An 18543-nucleotide genomic window follows, 5' to 3' on the forward strand; every position below is an offset into this window, starting at 1 on the left:
TAGAAAATCGACAACAGCGCGTGCTCAGCGTTTGTGATTTCTTGTTTCTCGAAATGAAAAACTGCATTTTAGTTCAACTCAATAAAATCCTCAATATGTATTTCCTCCAAAAAAACAGCATCGTGCGAAACCACAATTAATGTCCCTTTGTATTCATTTATTGCTGCTGTCAAAATTTCGATATTTTGAATGTCGAGATTGTTTGTAGGTTCATCCAAAATAATAATATCCGGAGCTTGATTATTAATCGTTAAACAGCAAAGCATCAAACGCATTTTTTCTCCTCCGCTTAAAGCCGAGCTGGATTTATTCCAATCATTTTGTAAAAACAAAAACTTGTTCAGTTTCATTTTTATATCATGTTCCTGTAACCCCGAAACATTAAATTTTTGAGCCTGTTCGTAAACCGAAATTCCATTTTCAATAAGCGAATAATCCTGATCTATATAGATAATTTTCGAATCGGCTTTGTAAATTGTTCCTGTTTTGGGATACAATTCACCCATTATTATTTTAATCAAAGTTGTTTTTCCTGAACCATTTAAACCTTTCAGCGCCACACGTTGACCACTTAGAATTTCGAAACTAAGGGGTTCTGTCCAAAGCAAGTGATCTTTGTAACGGTGGTTAATAGCAGTTGCTGAAAAAAGTGTTTTTCCTTTATGTAAGTCTGTTTTGTCAAAGCCAAATTTCATTTGATCAATATCTGGTAAAGACGATCGCAATTCTTGTAATTCTTTTGTTATTCCACCAATCTTTTCAGCATGAACATCTTTTGTTTTAGCGGTACTGTTTTCGGCGTTGTTGCGTAAAGTATTCATCATAATTCGAGAAACTCCAGCTTTTTTTTGCTTCTTTTCACCGCGAGAATCTAGTTTATTTTGACGCTCGAGAGTTTCACGTTCTTTCTCTTTTGCTTTACGTAAAGCTTTTTCCTTACTATGAATATCTTGATTTAAAGCATTGTTTTCAATACGTTTTTGTTCCGTATAAAAATCGTAGTTACCACCATAAATCGTAATTCCGTATTTTGATAATTCGTAAACCGAATTCAATAAATTAAGCAGTTTCCGATCGTGACTCACAACAATCAAAGTTGAAGAAGTGTTTTTGAGAAAAGTGTATAACAATTCTCTTCCTGAAACATCCAGATGATTACTTGGTTCATCAAGTAACACAAGTTCAGGCTGATGAATTGAAATTCCGGCTAGAAACACTTTTGTTTTTTGACCGCCGCTCAGCGTTTCTAATTTCTGATTCCAATTTAAACCCTGCAATTGCCAATATTGCAATGCTTCAGTACAGCGATCTTCAATTGTCCAGTCATCGTTTAAAGTGTTCATATTTTCTTCGGAAACATTTCCGTTTAGAATTTCCTGAAGCGCACTCAATTTATCTTCAACCTGCAAAGCCTGAGCAATAGTAAGATGATTAAACTGTCCGAATATTTGTGGCAGATAATAAGGCTTAGAATCGGTTTTTAATATTCCGTCAGCAGGCTGTAATTCACCTGCAATAATTTTTAATAATGTCGATTTTCCAACGCCGTTACTGCCTATTAAAGCAATCTTTTCGCGAGGATTAACTGTAAAAGTGATTTTTTCAAACAGCAAATCTTTGTTTGAATGCAGATATGAGATATTTTGTAAAATAACCATAATTTCTTTCTTTAAGGAATAAACAAATGAGCAAGCCTTTTTACGGCTTACCTTAAAATTGTCCGAAAGAAATTTTTAATCACATAGAGTTTGTGCGGTTTATTAAGTATGGCAAAGATATAAAAAATATTTTTTAAGATTTGAATTCCAGATTATTCAAATTTTAAATTGGCATTTTTAGACATTAAATAGGAGGTAAGTTTTTTAATTTTTCCATTTTCCATTTCAAAAACATCACAAAAAACAGCATCTAGTTTGTTACCATTTTTCATGTTTCCTTGAACGGCACCTTCGGCAATCACGATGTTATTTTCTTCGATTAATTTTATAATCTGAATCGTTGGACTCCCTATAAAATTGTCATTTTCAATTTCTTTGTCAAAAGCTTCTTTACCAACATGCTGATATATTCCAGGCATTTCCCAAACCACATCATCAGTAAGACAGGCAAGAATTCTTTGATGGTCGCTTACCATAAAAGCGGCCATATATTCGTTTACGGTTTGTTTATTTGGTGTCATAATTCGTAAAGTGATAAATGAATAGAAGTCTAAATTTACAACTTTTTAGAAATATTCCAGAAACTCATTTTTCTTCGTGTAACAAAGCCTAATTTTTCGTAGAGTTTTATCGCTCCAAGATTACTTTCAACAACGTGTAAAAACGGAATTTTACCTTCATCAAAAATGTTGTTTACAACGTGCGAAGTTAATTGTTTGGCGTAACCTTTTCCAGTATGATCTGGATGTGTTACAATCGCGCTGACTTCGGTAAAGTTGTTCATTTTCATTCTTTCGCCGGCAATTGATACTAATTTTCCATTGCAGAAAATTCCGTAATAACTGCCTAACAAAAATGTATTGATTTTAAAATATCCGGGTTGAACCAAATTTACCAATTCAAATAATTCTTCTTTATGTTCTTCGGTGAGTTTGATGATTTCATTATCGAAAGCTGTTTGAACTTTTTCACGAACAATCATTTGAAGACAAACTAGTTCTTTTGCGATTTTTAAAGTGTTAGTGATTTTAGGTTCTTCACCAACTATAAAGAAGTTTTCTGATAATGCAGCGTATTTTTCGGTTGATTTTGAAGTACTCTCAAGTTCTAAAAATCCGCCAAACGGACAATAATCAGGATTGTAAAACTTGGTTCCGTTATAATCTAAAGCAAATTTTTGATGACTTTCGGTTAATGAATTCCAAACAGGATTGTCTAATTTACTTTCGTCAGTACTTTTCATTTTTTATTATTTGGTTTGAGGATAAAAGAATTTAAAAGAATTTGAAACGGCAGGATGTAAAATTGTACCGTGATTCTCCTCTGGGAAATAATCAAAATAGACTTTTATATTTTTGCTTTGAGATGCTTTTATTTTTTCAGTCAATACATTAGCGTCAACTTCCATTACTCTAGGAATTTCTGTAGGTGTAAGTCCTTCTTTGCCAACTGCGATATAAATCTCTGTTCTCTGTTTGAAATTTTCTTGAAGAATTTCTGGATTCTGATTTAAAATAGAACCATTATTCCACCATAAACTCGGACTTACTATTACATATTTATTAAATAGTAATGGTTTTTTGAATAAGATTTCAGTTTCCAGTAATCCTCCCAGAGATTGTCCGATAATGGTTTTTGAATTGTTGGTTTTGTATTTTTTATCAATAAAAGGCTGTAATTCTTTTTCGATAAAGGCGATAAATTTATCGGAATGTCCCGTTGTTGGAAATCGGTTTTTATCATTTTGAACCGTTGTAGGAAAAGTAAAATCTCTTCGTCGATCTACGGTTGCAATACCTACTACAATTGATTTGGGAACTTGATTAATCCATTCAAAACTATTAAACTGCACCAAACCAGATATATGAATAAAATCTTCATTTGCAGAACCATCCAGTAAATAAATTACAGGATATTTTGTAGTGTCTTTTGCCGTGTAGCCTTCAGGAAGATAAATGTTTAAGATTCGATTTTCGCCTAATTCTTTCGATTGTATTTCATCAATAACACCAAGTACAAATGGTTTACTGGAATCTGAAGTTTTTGATTTATTATTCTGGCTGAAAATAGATATTGAGAAAAGGAATAAGAGGATTGAAGTAGAAAAATTGTTCATTGTTTAAAGGAAATAGTATAAAGACGAAAGTTACAATTTTATTTTTTGAAGCTTTGATCTTTATACTACTTTAATGACTTTTTTTATTTTTTGGCAAAAATTTCGTCTAAACCTTCAAGAGCAATTGTGAAACCTTCTTTGAAGCCCATTTCGATAATCTTTTCTAAATCAGATAATTTGTCATGTTTAATTGCAATATCAACGATTGTTGAATTTCCTTGCTCAGAAAAGTTAACATTCCAGTCAGAACGTGGAAAATCTGAGTTTAAGTTTCCTTCGTTATCGCTAAAAGCATCTAAATATTTAAAATTAGTTTTAGGCGTTATTGATGTAAAATCGGCTATAGCCCAATGTTCTTCACCTTCAGGTCCTACCATAGCATAAAGTCTGCGGCCGCCTTCTTTAAATTCCATGCTTTTTGTTCTGGCTTTCCAAGGAGCTGGCGCCCACCATTGATCTAGGATTTCAGGTTCTGTCCATGCCGACCACACATTTGCTAAAGAAGCATTAAATTCACGTTTTACATTTACCGTACTATTTTCTTTGTCTACAGTAAAATTCATTAATAGATTAGATTTCATTTTCTTTTAATTTTAGATTTATTACTATTTTTATTGACTTTGTTTTTATTTTTGTGCTTCAAAGATTTTGTCCAAACTTTGCATAGTGGCTGTAATTCCTTCTTTGAAACCCATTTCGATTATTTTTTCCAATTCTTCCAAACTATCTCGTTTAATTGCTATATCAACAACCGTTAGATTGCCATTTTCAGAAAACGTCAAATCCCAATACGAGCTTCCAAAAGCTGAATTTGGATTTCCATCAGCATCACAAAAAGTAGAAGAATATTTAAAGTTTGTTTTTGGAGAAATAGAAGTGTAATCAAAAGAACTCCAGCGTTCTTCGCCTTCCAGACCAACCATAGCATATAGTCTTCGTCCGCCTTCTTTAAAATCCATACTTTTTGTTTTCGATTTAAAGGGAGCCGGCGCCCACCATTGATCTAGAATTTCGGATTCCGTCCATGCCGACCAAACATTTGATAAAGGAGCATTAAATTCACGTTTTATGTTTACCGTTTTATTTTCTTTATCTACAGTAAAACTCATTGCTAAATTAGATTCCATTTTCTTTAGATTTTAAGTTCATTAATACTTGATCTAATTGACTGAAACGGCTTTCCCATATTTGTTTAAATTGCTCCAGCCATTGATCAATTTCTTTCATTTTGTCAATTTTGAGTTGATAATAGATTTCTCTTCCCATCTTAGTTTCATTCAACAATTCACATTCATTAAGAATTTTAATATGTTTAGAAACCGCCTGTCTTGTCGTATTAAATTGTTCCGCAATTGCATTAGGCGTTAATGCATTAGAAGCAATTAAAACCAGAATTGCTCTTCGGGTTGGGTCAGCAATGGCTTGAAAAATATCTCGTTTCATCTTTTAATTATTTAAATAAGCAACTAATCAGTTGCAAATATACGCAACTTTTTGGTTGCGCAATATAAATTTTGATTTTTTTTATATAATAACTGCAAAATGCAATGAAAAGAAGAGAAGAATGTGGCGAAAAGTTATGCTGTAAAACAAGCAGAGGCTCACTGTATTAAGTGAACCTCTGTTTAAATTTAAATGTGATATTTTTTTAAATCTATAAAATTATTTTTGCTGAATCCATTTGTATTTTCCGTTTTCCAAATAAATTATTCCACCACCGCAGCTTTCTTCGGCGTGAATAAATATTCCGTCATTTAGCAGTTTTATTTTGTCTTCTTCTTTTATTTCTTCATCTGCAAGTATATCGCCATTTTCGCCTACATTGTCCCAGTATAATTCATTTTTAGGTGCTTTTTCAAATATTCCAGTCCAGTCGATCTCATCAAAACCTTGGTCTAAAACATCATTTCCCATACCAAAATAATCAGTTTTATTTCCGTTTCCAAAAATAATTCTCAAACCGCTTTTTCTATTTTTTGTACTCCTTACAATTTCAACAGTTTCATTTAGTCCATCTCCATCAAGATCACATAAAATTTTATTTGTTTTATGTTTTGTCGATAATACAATTGTATCTGCGCTAGTTTTATTTACTGTTTTTTCTGTATTTTTAGTTTCACTCTTTTTTTCAGTCGTAACATTATTTACTTCTTGTTTTTCTTCTTTTTTACAGGAGATAAAAAGGAGTGTCATAATAACTAAGATTCTAATTTTCATGCTTGAGTTTTACTATTAAATGTTTGTGGATATTCGTTTTGAAATATATAAAATCGTGGTATTATCAGCTCATAAAAATGGCAGCAGCAAAAGGATTATCAATAAGCCATAACCAAATGCCATTTTCATTTTTAATCATCATGCAGCTTGTAGCGCCATCCATTTCAATTGGATTTCCGTCAGGCAAAGTTGCCTTCATAGACCATTTATCAATCCAAATAGCGTGATTGCCTACAATTGTTGCTTTATGATTACTGCCTTTTATTTTGGGTTTCCAAGTGCACAAATGCTGCATGGCTTTTTCGATATTATCTAAGCCTTTTATTTCTTGTCCATCTCGATCAATGTAAACAGCATCATTGGCAAAACAGCTTAGCGTTCCCTGCAAATCGCCAACAGCAATGCAATGGCGAAAATAGTTTACGGCACCAATAGGAGTTGTTCTATCAAATTTTTCGATCATGATAATGTTTTTTTTAAAGTATTAGATGATATAGTTTCTTAAAAAGTATTATTATCTAAATTTATTTCGAACAATAATATCTTTAATTTTTGCTTTCAAATCTTCGCCGGTATCATAAACCATTTGTTCGTTGTTAGGAAAAGGAACCGCGCGTTTTGTAAAATAACTAATGTAGTTATCGTCGCAGGCATTTCTGTCACCTTTGTAAGTCGAATAAACATTCTCAAAGAAATATTCGCTGGTTACAGGAAATGACTGAAGTAATTGATTTGTTCTTACATCAACATAATCTACAACTGCAGTAACTTGACAAGACTTAAACTGTCTAAATTCATAAACATTTGCACGAAGCATTCTGTAATTATCCACTTTTATTTCCTTGCCCAGACTGTCTTTAACAGGTCTTCCTCGGCTGTCTAAAAGTGTTTTCATGCCATCTTTAATCTGTCTTTCTTTGATAAATTCTTTCTCCTTCATTTGTTCTGGAGAAATATTTATTTGTCTAAAATTGATTATTAAGCTGTAATCGTAAGTAACATTTTTTTGTCGGGCGCTGTGGTAAACCGTCCATTTATCATTTAATCCGTACGTTTTAAAATCCAATAAATCGTCTTGAAGCATTTTTGGAATCACCATATTGGTTTGATTTTTAGCATAAACATCTACAAAATCAGTTCCTTTAAACTGTGCATCGTCTATTAGTTTTTTAGAATTCTTATAGTTTGGACTAATCTTTTCTAAATATGTTAAATCGTCATAGGCTTTTCTAAAATCAAGTTTATTGTTTGATTTTAAAAGAGTCAAAGCATTTTCGTATAAATATCTGGTGAGGGCAATTTTACTGCTTATAATTTGGTTTGAATAGTTATCAAAGTTAAAAGAAGCATTTTTTCCCTGTTTTAATAGTGGCAGAGGCAATAATGGTCTTATTTTTTCCTGACGGTTATTCAATTGTAAATAGGTGTTGTAAACACGTTCAGCATTTGTAGGAGTAGCTTCTTTAATCATTAAATCAAGATCACGAAGATCTCTTTCTTTTGCTTTTGCAAATGCTTCTTCCAGTAAATACACGTAATCCTGTTTTCCTTTTGAATCTTTTTTAGTTCTCAAAGCTTCAACTGCACGATCAATAGCACCGTCATAATTACCATCGCTTATTAAAGCCTGAGTTGTTTTTACGCCGCACGATGAGAGAATCAGAAAGAATATAGAAAATAGTAAAGTAGTTTTTTGCATAGTATTTTTTTGAAAGTGTAAATATATTTCATTTAATTTTCAACAACCATGCCTTTTTTTAATTTATTTTAAGGAGCAGAAATTTATGTTTTCACAAGAACCTTTAGTCCCGCTTTCGCCTTTATCTCTTCGAGGATATCGGCTTTATCGGGGCTGGATTAGAACGTTTAGTTTTTCATAAATCTTATTTTGTCAGCAGTTTTTTAATCAAAACAATCTGTCCTAAATGGTAGTAACTATGTTCAATCATAGCATCGATATTTCTTCTGTAAGTTCCGTACTTTTCATCAGCAAAAAACTGGTCTAATTTTTCATCAGACATTTGTTCGACAAAAGAGGCAAATTCTTCAGAAGAACTCCAAAATTTCTCTAGAAAAAATTCCCAGTCTTCAGTAGAAGAAATAGGAGGAAAGTCAAAACTGAATTTATCTTTTATGTCCAGCGTTCCACCTTTAAAAACAGTATTAATTCCGTCAATATAATAATGTATATGCTGTGCCAGAATTGCTATTGTATTTAAGTTCTGAATAGGAGTAACGGCAGTTTTCCAATCTAGATTTTCGAGCTGATCTTTGTAATTGGTATTTGCAACCCAAGTTCCGTTTAAGGATAATTTCTCTAAAACGATTGGCAATTTCTAATGCATTTTTCATATTTAAATAATTTAAAAGTTGTTATTCTTTTATGGCATATTATTCTCATTGGAGCTATAGAAAATGTTTGTCGTTTTGCAAGAAATAGTAAGTATTGCTCAAAGGAGTAAAAGTTTAATTTTCATATTGGCTTAGATAAAATTTAAAATGGGAATATAAAAAAAACACGTACAAAAAAAACTCTTGTTTTATTGGTTATTGAGCATTTTGTTTATTCTCTATATCATTTCCATTATGTTCAATTTTGAGTATCCAGAAAGCAAATTTTGAATATTCGATTTCAATAAAATCATCAATATTTATTAGGGAATAGGTTTTTTTTGTAACCTGATATTTAGGGATATCTTTCGAATCAAATACAATAAAATAATTACTACTTTTTTTTAAGGTATAATATTTATCAATCACCTTAAAAGTGTTTACAATCTTAATTTGTGCTGCGAGGTCGTTTCTTGTTACTTTTAATCTTTTTAAGGAAAGTACTAACACGACGAGGGCTATAAGAATAATAACAAAAACGATGGCATTGAATATCGAAAACAAAGTGTCTGAATCACTTAATCCCCAAGACCAAAGTGCAATAAATGAAAGAAATACAAATATGAAGACTTTCGTTTTTTTTACTTTTCTTTTTATGGTTTGGATGTCTTTATCGGTTATTCGAGTTTCTGTTCGGTTCATTTTATAAGGAATGTTCATAAGACTAAAGCTTCGCAGTGCTTATTTATTGGTCTAGTTAAGCTTGAGTCAATAGAAATATATTTATTTAGATTTCCTATTCTTTACCTGATACACAATTTCCCAAAAAATAATAGATAAAAGAGCATTTGTAAATATGGCTGTTTTAACTAAGTAAGGATCGTAATTTGAAAGTAAATGTAAATTGGCAAACTGCACCGCTAAAAACAATGCTAAGGAGGCAATTGCAATAGAACAAATCACGTTTAACAGCGGTTTCCATTTTAATCCTAAAAAAGCATAAATGATATTTAAAACAGTAAAACCACAACCCATAGTTATATAAGGATCGGTTTTTAATATTTCGCCAAGTGATAGAAAAAAATGAGTCGAGGTAAGGTATAAAAAGAATAAAATTGAATAAAGCAGGATTCGTATTTGTAGTTTCATTTTTGTTGTTTTTTATCGGGTAAAATTAATCATTTAAAATGAAGCTTTGATTAGGATTTTATTGTAAAAGTGCTTCGATTTTAGTTTCAGATTTTTCTTTTAGCGGACTGTCTGAATGCAAACTCCAAATAACTAGAAATTTTCCTTTTGCAAGATATTCTTCAGGATGTTCTTTAGTTGGCTGACCATCTTTTCCCCATAATAATCCTTGCAGAAAACGGTCGCCTTTAAAAACGTGTTCGAATTCAAAATACATTATAGAACCGCGGTCTGTTTTACTTTTAAAACTCTGAATAGCTTTACTTTTTATAGTTCCAACAATATTGCTGTAGGTTTCAATGTCGTTGTAAAAAGTACAAGCCTGAGGTGTTACACAAATATTACCGTCGCTTAAAGTATAGGTTTTTGGAAATTCTTTTGGTTTTAATTTTAAATCTGTGAGGATTTGACTGAATATATTGGTTGTAAATAGTAGAAGCAAGGTTGATAGGGGGATTGTGAATTTCATTGATTTGGAGATTATTTGAAACTATTGAGAGTAATTTTAGAAATTATTATTTTGTTCAATTTTATAAATTTATCATTTGCCAGAATTTCTAGACCTTCTTTACTTCCAAACTCTGTAAAAAACCAATTTTTCCCTTCGTCTATAGATGTTGCCAAAATGTTCCAAATCAATTTTTGATTTTGATTGTCAGCTTTTACATCAAGTTCCCATTTCATCAAACATTCTAGTTGCTGATTATGATTGATTATTTGAGATGTAACAACAGGCTTTCCTTTCAAATAGGTAAGGTTTATTTTGCTTTGCAGAAAATCATCTTGTATTTTCTGACCAGCCTCATTATAGTTTTGTCCTTTTAGCGAAAACGGATGCAGTGAAAATGCGAATTTTTTATAATTTTTATTTACTAAATCTAATATTTTGCTATTAGCTTGACTCAGTATTTGGCTATTCAGGTTTTTATCCAATAAAGTAATGTCTTTTTGCGGCTTAAAGTTTTGAGAAATTAATCCTTTGACTACCGTAGATATCGTATCTAAATTTGAAGTTTTATTCTCTTCTTTTGGAAAAAAGTAAGTTGACTTTTTTTCAAGTTCATTGTAAACCAATACCGAATGAGTATTTTTAAAATTATTTCCGCTCGGTAATTTAATTAAAAACAGCGTATATTTTGTTGCGCCAATACTGTCTATGTAGATTTTATATTCACAATCTTTACTTTTTTTTTCGTACTTAATGTTGTAATTTGAGAATGATTCTTCTAAAGCAAATTTACTTTGCGCTATAACATTTGATATTGCAAAAAGAAGTAATCCTACAACTAAAATTTTTTTCATTGAATTGGTTTATTAGAGCTAAAAAGCTGTTTTACTTTTAAAACTTTGAAAGGTTTTGTTTTTTACAGTTTCCACAATATTATCGTAGGTTTCTATATCATTATAGCAGGGAAAATATTGATAAGGAAATCGTGATTTTTATGGATTTGGTGGTTTGATTTGTTTAGTTCTATTGAATTTTACTGCAGGAGTAAAATGGTTGTGTTATTCATCATCTTTGAGATACCTGCTGTCAAAATAAATCTTGTATTCCATTGTGTTTTTTTCTTTGTAAGGTTCTCCCGTTTTTTTGTCTTTCATTTCAATAAAAAAATCTTCGCTTAAAAAATCGACACAGCCATAAATATGTTTACGATCAGATTTATTGTTGGGCAATCTGTTGAGAACAAGTTTTGAAGTTCTTGTGTAAACGAGTATTTCGCTTTTTGCATCTACCTGGTCTCTACTTGTAAAATAAGAGGGATAACCCCAAAATTTGCGCAATTTTATTTCTGCGGTTTTATTTGGAAATACTTTTGCAACGAAACCGTAAACCTGAAATCTACTGCCAAAACCACCTTTAATAATAAGTGTGTCATTTTTGTAATAATGATTACACATAAAGTCTTTTTTTGTAAAATCATTTTTTAGATGATCATAAAATATAGTGTCTTCAACCATATTTTTTCCTCTATAAACCGTTCCATAAATCGAATCTATCGCATATTGTGATCCGTTGTTTGTTGTATTTATATTTTCAAGAGCCAACGCTTTTATTTTTGGGTCTAAAATTATTTTGATTGTTTTTTGAGAATAAATAAAACTTGCTGATAAGACAAAAAATAATGTGAGTAGATTTAATTTCATAGGTTTAAAGTTTGGATTGGAATTTTGGTTGTGCACAAAAAAAGCACAAAATAAAAAGATATTTGTGCTTTCATAAAATTTATTGTTGAGGAATTATTTTCCTTTCAGTAATTTTTCTAAATATTCGTTTTTGTCTTTTTCAGCCTGAACCAAACGTTCGTAAAGTTCCATCAATTTATCTATTGGATTGAATGTTGGATGATATTGAAAAAGAGCTGCATTATCATGATTATTAACTGTATTTCCAATAATATTAAATACAGCTTCGTCACTATAGTTTTTTATTGCTTCTGCCGAAACACCTAAAACTTCAGCAATTGCATCTAGTTTTTCTTCTTCAATGGTTTCACTTCCTTCAATATTTGATACAGTTTGCTGAGTAACACCAATTGCAAAAGCAAGTGCCTCTTGTTTCATACCTCTAAGCTCTCTAATTCGGCTTATGTTTCTTCCAATATGTTTTGGTTTTGCTGTTGTAGTCATAGCTCAAAGATATTTAAAAATTATTAGATTTTTTTTGATCGTTGTAAAAAACAAAAATACTTTGTGAGATACAATTAGCATTTGTCGATTACCCAATAATCTATTGATTACTTGCGAGGAATAAAAATACAACTTTTCTTACGTTAAATTGTAGAATTGTAAAATAAAATAATGCTTAAAAATACAAACAAGAAATTAAATGTCAATGGAAAAAAGTGAATTTGAAAATGAAGAGAAGTTTAAAAAATTAATGCATTATTATTTTAAAACTCTAAAATCGGCTAATAAAGAAAATGAGCATTATGTTGCTAAAGTTAGGTTTTCAAGTTACTATGAGCTTGGCTGCGCTATTAACGAAATGCTGAAATTATGTATTTTAGGCGTGGATAATGACGTACATAAAATTTCAGAAACAGATATAAGAACAACTATAAATTTGTCTTTAATTTTAGAAGTTGTGCACCAGCTTTTTCCTCTCGATGCTTTTGAATTTCTAGATGAAATCGATGAAATGTTTCTTAAAAAAGTTTAAAATATAGAAGGGTAATATGTTTTTTAAATCATTTTGAAGAAAAAAAATGCTGGCACGAGCGAGACGCTCGCGCTAGCGAGTGGACAAACTTAATGGTTACTTTATGTGCGTTTTAGCTTTCTTTACAAAGTTATTTGCGAAGATTCGACTGTTCACTATCTTTCGGTCTTCTTCGTTGAAATAAGTTAAAATATTAGAAATAATTATACACAATCTTGTCATTTCGACGTAAGGAGAAATCTACGTAAGAAACTCTGCAAAGATTGGAAACATTGGGAATATATTATTCAAATAAATAATTCAAAAAATCAAGATCAGGATTAATAGTTTTAATTAATTCGATTTTCTTTTCTCTGCGCCAGTCTTTTACTTCTTTTTCTCGAGAAATTGCTTCTCGAATCCATGTGAATTTTTCGTAATATAGTAAGTATGTGGCATTATATTTTGACGTAAAGGTTTTATTTCCAATAGCGTTGTTTTCCTTGTGTTGGCTTAAACGGATTCTTAAGTTATTTGTTACTCCTGTGTAGAAAACGGTTTTGTGTTTATTGGTTAATATGTATATGTAATAGGTGTGATAACCTTCTTTTTGATGCATTTTTTTTGATGCTAAAGATAAATATAAGTTAAGATTTTTCTTTCTTTTTTTTCTAATGAATTTTATATGCTTTGTGGAGTTACTTGCGAAGATTTCTCCTTCGTCGAAATGACAAACTTGATGGTTGCTTCGCGTATGTGTTAATTTTCTTTGTGGAGTTTCTTACGAAGATTTCTCCTTCGTCGAAATGACAAACTGGGCATGAACTTTCACATTTAGATTACTGAATGATTATTACTTTACGGAGTCACTTACGAAGATTTCTCTCCCGAGGCTTCGGGATCGAAATGACAAGATTGAACAAAAAAAATCCCGCCTCAATTAAGAAACGGGATTAAAGGGATATTCGCGCCAGTGTGAAATAATTTATTTTAACCTTCTTTTTCGATTGTTGACAGAAATATTTCTCTCATTTTTTTGCCCCAATAATTCCAGTTTAACTCGTTATCAAATTTCAGTCTCGATTGTTCTGCTAATTCTTTCAGCTTTTCGCGATTATTTAGAAGGTCTTGAATTTGATTGGCATATTCAATTGGTTTTGCTTCAAACGATAGGGCATAACCATTTATATTATTCTCGATAATAGAATTTACACCACCTGTATCTGTTGTGATTACTGGTATTCCGAATGCATTGGCTTCACAAAATGCTATTGGAGTACAATCTGCACGAGTTGGAACAAATAAAATATGGGTCTGAAATAATATTTCTAAAAAAAGATTATAGTCTTCTGATTTGTTTTTATTTAAAAAAGGGATAACCTTTATTCTAGAATTTGTAATCTGATTTGGAGGAACACAACCGCAAATGGTTAAGGTAATATCAAATCCTTTATCTATTAAAATATTTAAGGACTCTAAAACGATGTCTCCACCTTTTCTTTCCCAATCGACTCCTAAAAAAAGAAAGTTAATTGTACCGCCAAAATCCTTTTTTAAATCAGTTTTTTCAGGAATGAAATCTATATTAGCGCCAAAACTTACGGTACGAACATTTTTACTGTTTGCTTTATAATTATTTATTACATAATCTGCTGCCCATTTAGAGGAATAAATTTGGGTAGAAGAATTGTTTATTGCTTTCTGTTCAATTAAATTCGATTCTTTAATAGATAAAGCTGATATTCCTGAAAAGATTTTGTAGTATTCATTTATTTGACTGAAAGAAGTGTCAGATAAATAACAAATAGGAGTAGAAGTCTTTAAATATGCAATTTCGGTAGCGGCGGCGGGAGCAAATAGTATGTCTACTTTTTTTCTTTTAAGCTTTGCACTAATTTTAGAAGCATAAAATTTACTTACTAGAATGTTGTGAAAAACATTGTATTTTTTAGAAAATAATTTTACATGAATTTTGTTAAATATTTTAAGTGTTTTGTTTAATGCACTGCTTTTTGGCATCGGACCTAGTACATATACTTCATCAAATTCATTTAATAAAGCCTTATACATTCTGTAATGAATACCCGACCAGCTTCTTTTATCATTAGGATCTGAGGCAGTGATAAATCCAACAATTTTTTTTTCTTTCATTTTTTGGTTAATTTTCTAATTATATCCGCAGTAGTTCTGTCGTTACAGTGAATTTGATACTAAATAAAGTTGGATGGTAAAGCCTTTCAATTGCAAAAATAATATTAAAAGTTTAATATTAATTGAGGTCTCTAAACTTTGAATAATTTCTATTTAGTTTGTAAAGTTTTACTTTTTTATTTCGATGGTTTAAATTTCTATAAAAAGGAAATATGGTAAATGATTGTTTGATTTTAAGTGTTTAGTTTTTGGTTTCTCATGCAGGTTTTGTAGTTTATTTTCACGATAATTAAAAAAATCCCGCCTCAATTAAGAAACGGGATTAAAGTGATATTCTCTTTTTTTTATTTTAAACTGTTGCAGCAATTTCTTGCGGTAACGGAATTTGATTTTTAAGTAAATCTTCAAATGTTTCAGCTTGGCGAATTAAGATTCCTTGTCCGTTCATCCATAAAACTTCGGCTGGTTTGTATCTTGAATTGTAGTTTGAAGACATTGAGAAACAATATGCTCCGGCATTTCTGAAAGATAAAATATCGCCTTCAGTAATTTCTTGAATTCTGCGGTTGTTGGCAAAAGTATCTGTTTCGCAAATGTATCCTACAACAGAGTAAAAACGCTCTTTTCCTTTTGGATTTGAGATGTTTTCGATATGGTGTGAAGATCCGTACAACATTGGACGAATTAAGTGGTTGAAACCACTGTCAACTCCAGCAAAAACTGTTGATGTTGTTTGTTTTACTACGTTTACTTTTACTAAGAAATGACCTGCTTCACTTACCAAGAATTTTCCTGGTTCGAAAATCAGCGTTAAATCTCTGCCATATTCTGTACAGAAAGCATTGAATCTTTTAGATAATTTTTTACCTAATTCTTCGATGTCTGTTTCGATATCGTCTTTTTTGTAAGGAACTTTGAATCCGCTTCCGAAATCTAAGAATTGTAAATCTTTGAAATGTTTAGCCGTATCAAACAAGATTTCAGCAGCATACAAGAATACTTCGATATCTAAAATATCAGATCCTGTGTGCATGTGAATTCCAACAATACTCATTTTTGTGTTTTCAACAATTCGCAGGATATGCGGAATCTGGTGTACAGATATTCCGAATTTACTATCGATATGTCCAACAGAAATATTTGCATTTCCGCCCGCCATTACGTGTGGATTGATACGAATACATACTGGAATATGTGGATGTTTTGTTCCGAATTGCTCCAGAATAGATAAATTGTCAATATTGATTTGAACCCCCATTGCAGCAACTTCTTCAATTTCTTCAAGAGAAACGCCGTTTGGTGTAAAGAAAATCTTTTCGGGTTCATAGCCAGCATGAAGTCCTAACTGAACTTCCTGAATTGATACAGTATCTAAGCCAGACCCCATGTTCTTTAATAACTGAAGAATCGCAACGTTTGACAATGCCTTCATGGCATAATTAACTCTTAAGTTTTCTACCTTAGAGAAAGCTTTAGTTAACCTGTTGTACTGAGATTGGATTTTTTCGGCATCGTAAACATACAATGGACTTCCAAATTGGTCTGCTAACTGCAGTAAATCTTTTGCTTGCATTTTTAAATCATTTTGGGCAAAGTTATTACACTTTTGATTACCAGCAAATAAATTGTAGAAAAATAACAAATTGTAACAAATTGTTTAATTTTGAACAAAAAGTTGCTTATTTTGAGTTTTTGTAACCTTTTTCTAAGAAGCTAAGATTATAAGGTACTAAGATACTAAGTTTTTTGGCCGCGAATTGACGAATTTGACTAATTTTTGAATGCTGTTGAAATTGTTTTTATGCCACAGATTATCATGATTAAATGGATTTTTTCCAATTTTTAAAAGAAGCAAGATGTTTTGATTTAGCCCCGATTGAGGCGGTATCCTCGCAGTGAAACGGAGAGATATAGCCGAAAGCGGGAACTATGTTTATTATAATGCCCATTGTGATGCTTCAAAAGAACATAAATTTTTTGCCACCAATTTTTAATTTTTAATTTTTCGCAAAATGATTAAAATATTGCCCGTGGTTTCAACCACGGGAACACAATATATGATTGCGTCCAATTCGTAACGTTTCCCGTGGTTGAAACCACGGGTTATGTTTGAAATAGAAGTCGGCCAGAAAATAAAAATTAGTGAAAATTTGTGTAATTCGTGGTTAACAAAAAAATCCATTTAATCTGTGAAATCTGTGGCTAAAAAAAAACAAAACCCCTGAATAGTAATTCAAGGGTTTGTCAATAGTATGTGTTGTGTTTTTTATAGTTTTATAGGCTAGGTAAATCTCCTTTTCCTTTAGTAGGCAAGTTTGTAGAGCCCATTAAGAACAAATCTACCTCTCTAGCAGCTTCGCGACCTTCTGAAATAGCCCACACGATTAATGATTGTCCTCTTCTCATATCACCAGCAGTGAAAATGTGAGGAACATTTGTCTGATAGTTATGCGCTTTATAATTGCTTCTAAAATCAGTTTCGATTCCTAATTGCTCGCTTAAAGTTTTCTCAGGACCTGTAAATCCTAAAGCTAATAAAGCTAAATCGCAAGGCCAGATTTTTTCTGAACCTTCTTTCTCGATTAATTCAGGACGTTGACCTGGAGTCATTTTCCATTGCACTTCAACAGTTTTTAATCCTGTTAATTCACCTTTATCGTTAGAAATGAATTCTTTAGTGTTGATCAGCCAGTTTCTGTCGCATCCTTCTTCGTGAGAAGATGATGTTTTTAACTGCAACGGCCAGAAAGGCCAAGGCGTTGACTCGCTTCTTCCAACTGGAGGTTTTGGTAAAATCTCAAAGTTAGTTACCGATTTTGCTCCGTGTCTGTTTGAAGTTCCAATACAGTCAGAACCTGTATCTCCACCACCAATAACGATTACATCTTTACCAGTAGCTTTAACCTGATCAGGAATTGATTCTCCAAATAAAACTTTAGTCTGCTGTGTTAAGAAATCCATTGCCTGAACAACACCTTTGCTTTCGATTCCTTTAGTTGGTAAGCTTCTTCTTTCAGTTGCTCCTCCGCATAAAACGATAGAATCGAATGCGTTTAATTCTTCTACACTGAAGTTTACACCAACATTTACATCAGTTTTAAAAGTGATTCCTTCTGCTTCAAGGATCGCTACACGTCTGTCGATAATTCCTTTCTCCAATTTGAAGTTTGGAATTCCGTAACGTAATAAACCTCCAATAGCGTTGTCTCTTTCAAAAACAGTAACTGTGTGTCCTGCTCTGTTTAATTGCTGAGCAGCTGCTAAACCTGCAGGTCCTGAACCAATAACAGCAACAGTTTTTCCTGTTCTTGTTTTTGGAGTTTGTGGTTTAATCCAACCTTCTGCAAAACCAATTTCAACGATGTTTTTCTCGATGTTTTCGATTGATACTGGATCTTTTATAATTCCTAATACACATGCTTTTTCGCATGGAGCAGGGCATAAACGTCCTGTAAATTCAGGAAAGTTATTAGTAGATTGTAAAATCTCTAATGCACTTTGCCATTCTTCCTGATGTACCATGTCGTTGAAATCAGGAATTAAATTTCCTAACGGACAACCACTGTGGCAAAAAGGAATACCACAATCCATACATCTTGAACCTTGTTCTTTTACTTTATCTTTTGCTAACGGAATAGTAAATTCGTTGTAGTTAGAAACACGTTCAGCTACAGCTAAATTACTTTCGTCGGCTCTGTTATATTCTTTAAATCCGCCTATTTTACCCATGACATTTTTAT

General features: G+C 31.7%; 22 protein-coding genes. 1 reads left to right on the top strand and 21 read right to left on the bottom strand.

Features of this window, described 5'->3' with window-relative positions; all coding sequences use genetic code 11:
- Positions 1-68 precede the first annotated feature (68 nt).
- The 17 genes from NLG42_RS11215 to NLG42_RS11295 all read right to left on the bottom strand — a co-directional run bounded on the left by NLG42_RS11215 (position 69) and on the right by NLG42_RS11295 (position 12141).
- Complete coding sequence (locus NLG42_RS11215; RefSeq protein WP_257683831.1) at positions 69-1658, bottom strand: ABC-F family ATP-binding cassette domain-containing protein; 1590 nt, start codon at positions 1656-1658, stop codon at positions 69-71.
- 152 nt (positions 1659-1810) lie between these two features.
- The gene (locus NLG42_RS11220; protein WP_257683832.1) at positions 1811-2179 is read right to left on the bottom strand and encodes a nuclear transport factor 2 family protein; all 369 of its coding nucleotides are present in this window, start codon (positions 2177-2179) and stop codon (positions 1811-1813) included.
- A gap of 35 nt (positions 2180-2214) precedes the next feature.
- Positions 2215-2901 carry a GNAT family N-acetyltransferase gene (locus tag NLG42_RS11225; protein ID WP_257683833.1) on the bottom strand — a complete coding sequence of 229 codons (687 nt, stop codon included), beginning with the start codon at positions 2899-2901 and terminating at the stop codon, positions 2215-2217.
- A gap of 6 nt (positions 2902-2907) precedes the next feature.
- Positions 2908-3774, bottom strand: coding sequence for an alpha/beta hydrolase (locus tag NLG42_RS11230; protein WP_257683834.1), 867 nt, complete (start codon positions 3772-3774; stop codon positions 2908-2910).
- 83 nt (positions 3775-3857) lie between these two features.
- Positions 3858-4355 (bottom strand): SRPBCC family protein, encoded by a 498-nt coding sequence (locus tag NLG42_RS11235; protein WP_089059899.1) that lies wholly within the window; start codon positions 4353-4355, stop codon positions 3858-3860.
- Positions 4356-4400: 45 nt separating this feature from the next.
- Positions 4401-4901 (bottom strand): SRPBCC family protein, encoded by a 501-nt coding sequence (locus NLG42_RS11240; protein ID WP_257683835.1) that lies wholly within the window; start codon positions 4899-4901, stop codon positions 4401-4403.
- Entirely contained in the window at positions 4891-5217 is a 327-nt protein-coding gene (locus tag NLG42_RS11245; protein ID WP_089054615.1) for an ArsR/SmtB family transcription factor, read from the bottom strand. The genes NLG42_RS11240 and NLG42_RS11245 overlap by 11 nt, the downstream gene beginning before the upstream one ends.
- A 219-nt stretch (positions 5218-5436) precedes the next feature.
- Positions 5437-5991, bottom strand: a complete 555-nt coding sequence (locus NLG42_RS11250) for a hypothetical protein (RefSeq protein ID WP_257683836.1) — start codon at positions 5989-5991, stop codon at positions 5437-5439.
- A gap of 64 nt (positions 5992-6055) precedes the next feature.
- Positions 6056-6454: a YybH family protein gene (locus NLG42_RS11255; RefSeq protein WP_089059902.1), complete on the bottom strand. Its 399-nt coding sequence runs from the start codon at positions 6452-6454 to the stop codon at positions 6056-6058.
- Positions 6455-6505: 51 nt separating this feature from the next.
- Positions 6506-7690 carry a hypothetical protein gene (locus tag NLG42_RS11260; protein WP_099719978.1) on the bottom strand — a complete coding sequence of 395 codons (1185 nt, stop codon included), beginning with the start codon at positions 7688-7690 and terminating at the stop codon, positions 6506-6508.
- A 184-nt stretch (positions 7691-7874) separates the two neighbouring features.
- On the bottom strand, positions 7875-8324 hold the full coding sequence (locus NLG42_RS11265; protein ID WP_307774311.1) for a DUF1572 domain-containing protein: 450 nt from the start codon (positions 8322-8324) through the stop codon (positions 7875-7877).
- A gap of 214 nt (positions 8325-8538) precedes the next feature.
- The gene (locus NLG42_RS11270; protein ID WP_257683837.1) at positions 8539-9024 is read right to left on the bottom strand and encodes a hypothetical protein; all 486 of its coding nucleotides are present in this window, start codon (positions 9022-9024) and stop codon (positions 8539-8541) included.
- An 81-nt stretch (positions 9025-9105) separates the two neighbouring features.
- Positions 9106-9471 carry a hypothetical protein gene (locus tag NLG42_RS11275; RefSeq protein ID WP_257683838.1) on the bottom strand — a complete coding sequence of 122 codons (366 nt, stop codon included), beginning with the start codon at positions 9469-9471 and terminating at the stop codon, positions 9106-9108.
- Between the two features lie 58 nt (positions 9472-9529).
- On the bottom strand, positions 9530-9979 hold the full coding sequence (locus tag NLG42_RS11280) for a hypothetical protein (RefSeq protein WP_099719974.1): 450 nt from the start codon (positions 9977-9979) through the stop codon (positions 9530-9532).
- 11 nt (positions 9980-9990) lie between these two features.
- Entirely contained in the window at positions 9991-10812 is an 822-nt protein-coding gene (locus NLG42_RS11285) for a hypothetical protein (protein WP_257683839.1), read from the bottom strand.
- A gap of 204 nt (positions 10813-11016) precedes the next feature.
- The gene (locus tag NLG42_RS11290; RefSeq protein WP_089059909.1) at positions 11017-11658 is read right to left on the bottom strand and encodes a hypothetical protein; all 642 of its coding nucleotides are present in this window, start codon (positions 11656-11658) and stop codon (positions 11017-11019) included.
- A 93-nt stretch (positions 11659-11751) separates the two neighbouring features.
- Positions 11752-12141 (bottom strand): helix-turn-helix domain-containing protein, encoded by a 390-nt coding sequence (locus tag NLG42_RS11295; RefSeq protein ID WP_257683840.1) that lies wholly within the window; start codon positions 12139-12141, stop codon positions 11752-11754.
- Positions 12142-12346: 205 nt separating this feature from the next.
- Between NLG42_RS11295 and NLG42_RS11300 the strand changes: the two genes are divergently transcribed.
- Positions 12347-12673: a hypothetical protein gene (locus tag NLG42_RS11300; RefSeq protein WP_257683841.1), complete on the top strand. Its 327-nt coding sequence runs from the start codon at positions 12347-12349 to the stop codon at positions 12671-12673.
- Between the two features lie 283 nt (positions 12674-12956).
- Here NLG42_RS11300 and NLG42_RS11305 read toward each other — a convergent pair whose 3' ends face one another.
- From NLG42_RS11305 to NLG42_RS11320, 4 genes are all read right to left on the bottom strand, one after another.
- Positions 12957-13271: a GIY-YIG nuclease family protein gene (locus NLG42_RS11305; RefSeq protein WP_257683842.1), complete on the bottom strand. Its 315-nt coding sequence runs from the start codon at positions 13269-13271 to the stop codon at positions 12957-12959.
- A gap of 371 nt (positions 13272-13642) precedes the next feature.
- Positions 13643-14803 carry a glycosyltransferase family 4 protein gene (locus tag NLG42_RS11310; protein ID WP_257683843.1) on the bottom strand — a complete coding sequence of 387 codons (1161 nt, stop codon included), beginning with the start codon at positions 14801-14803 and terminating at the stop codon, positions 13643-13645.
- Positions 14804-15152: 349 nt separating this feature from the next.
- Positions 15153-16445, bottom strand: a complete 1293-nt coding sequence (gene lysA, locus NLG42_RS11315; protein ID WP_255409835.1) for a diaminopimelate decarboxylase — start codon at positions 16443-16445, stop codon at positions 15153-15155.
- 632 nt (positions 16446-17077) lie between these two features.
- Positions 17078-18532: a glutamate synthase subunit beta gene (locus tag NLG42_RS11320; protein ID WP_089057654.1), complete on the bottom strand. Its 1455-nt coding sequence runs from the start codon at positions 18530-18532 to the stop codon at positions 17078-17080.
- Positions 18533-18543 lie beyond the last annotated feature (11 nt).

It is taken from the genome of Flavobacterium plurextorum (assembly GCF_024638035.1).
Classification (GTDB): Bacteria; Bacteroidota; Bacteroidia; order Flavobacteriales; family Flavobacteriaceae; genus Flavobacterium; species Flavobacterium plurextorum.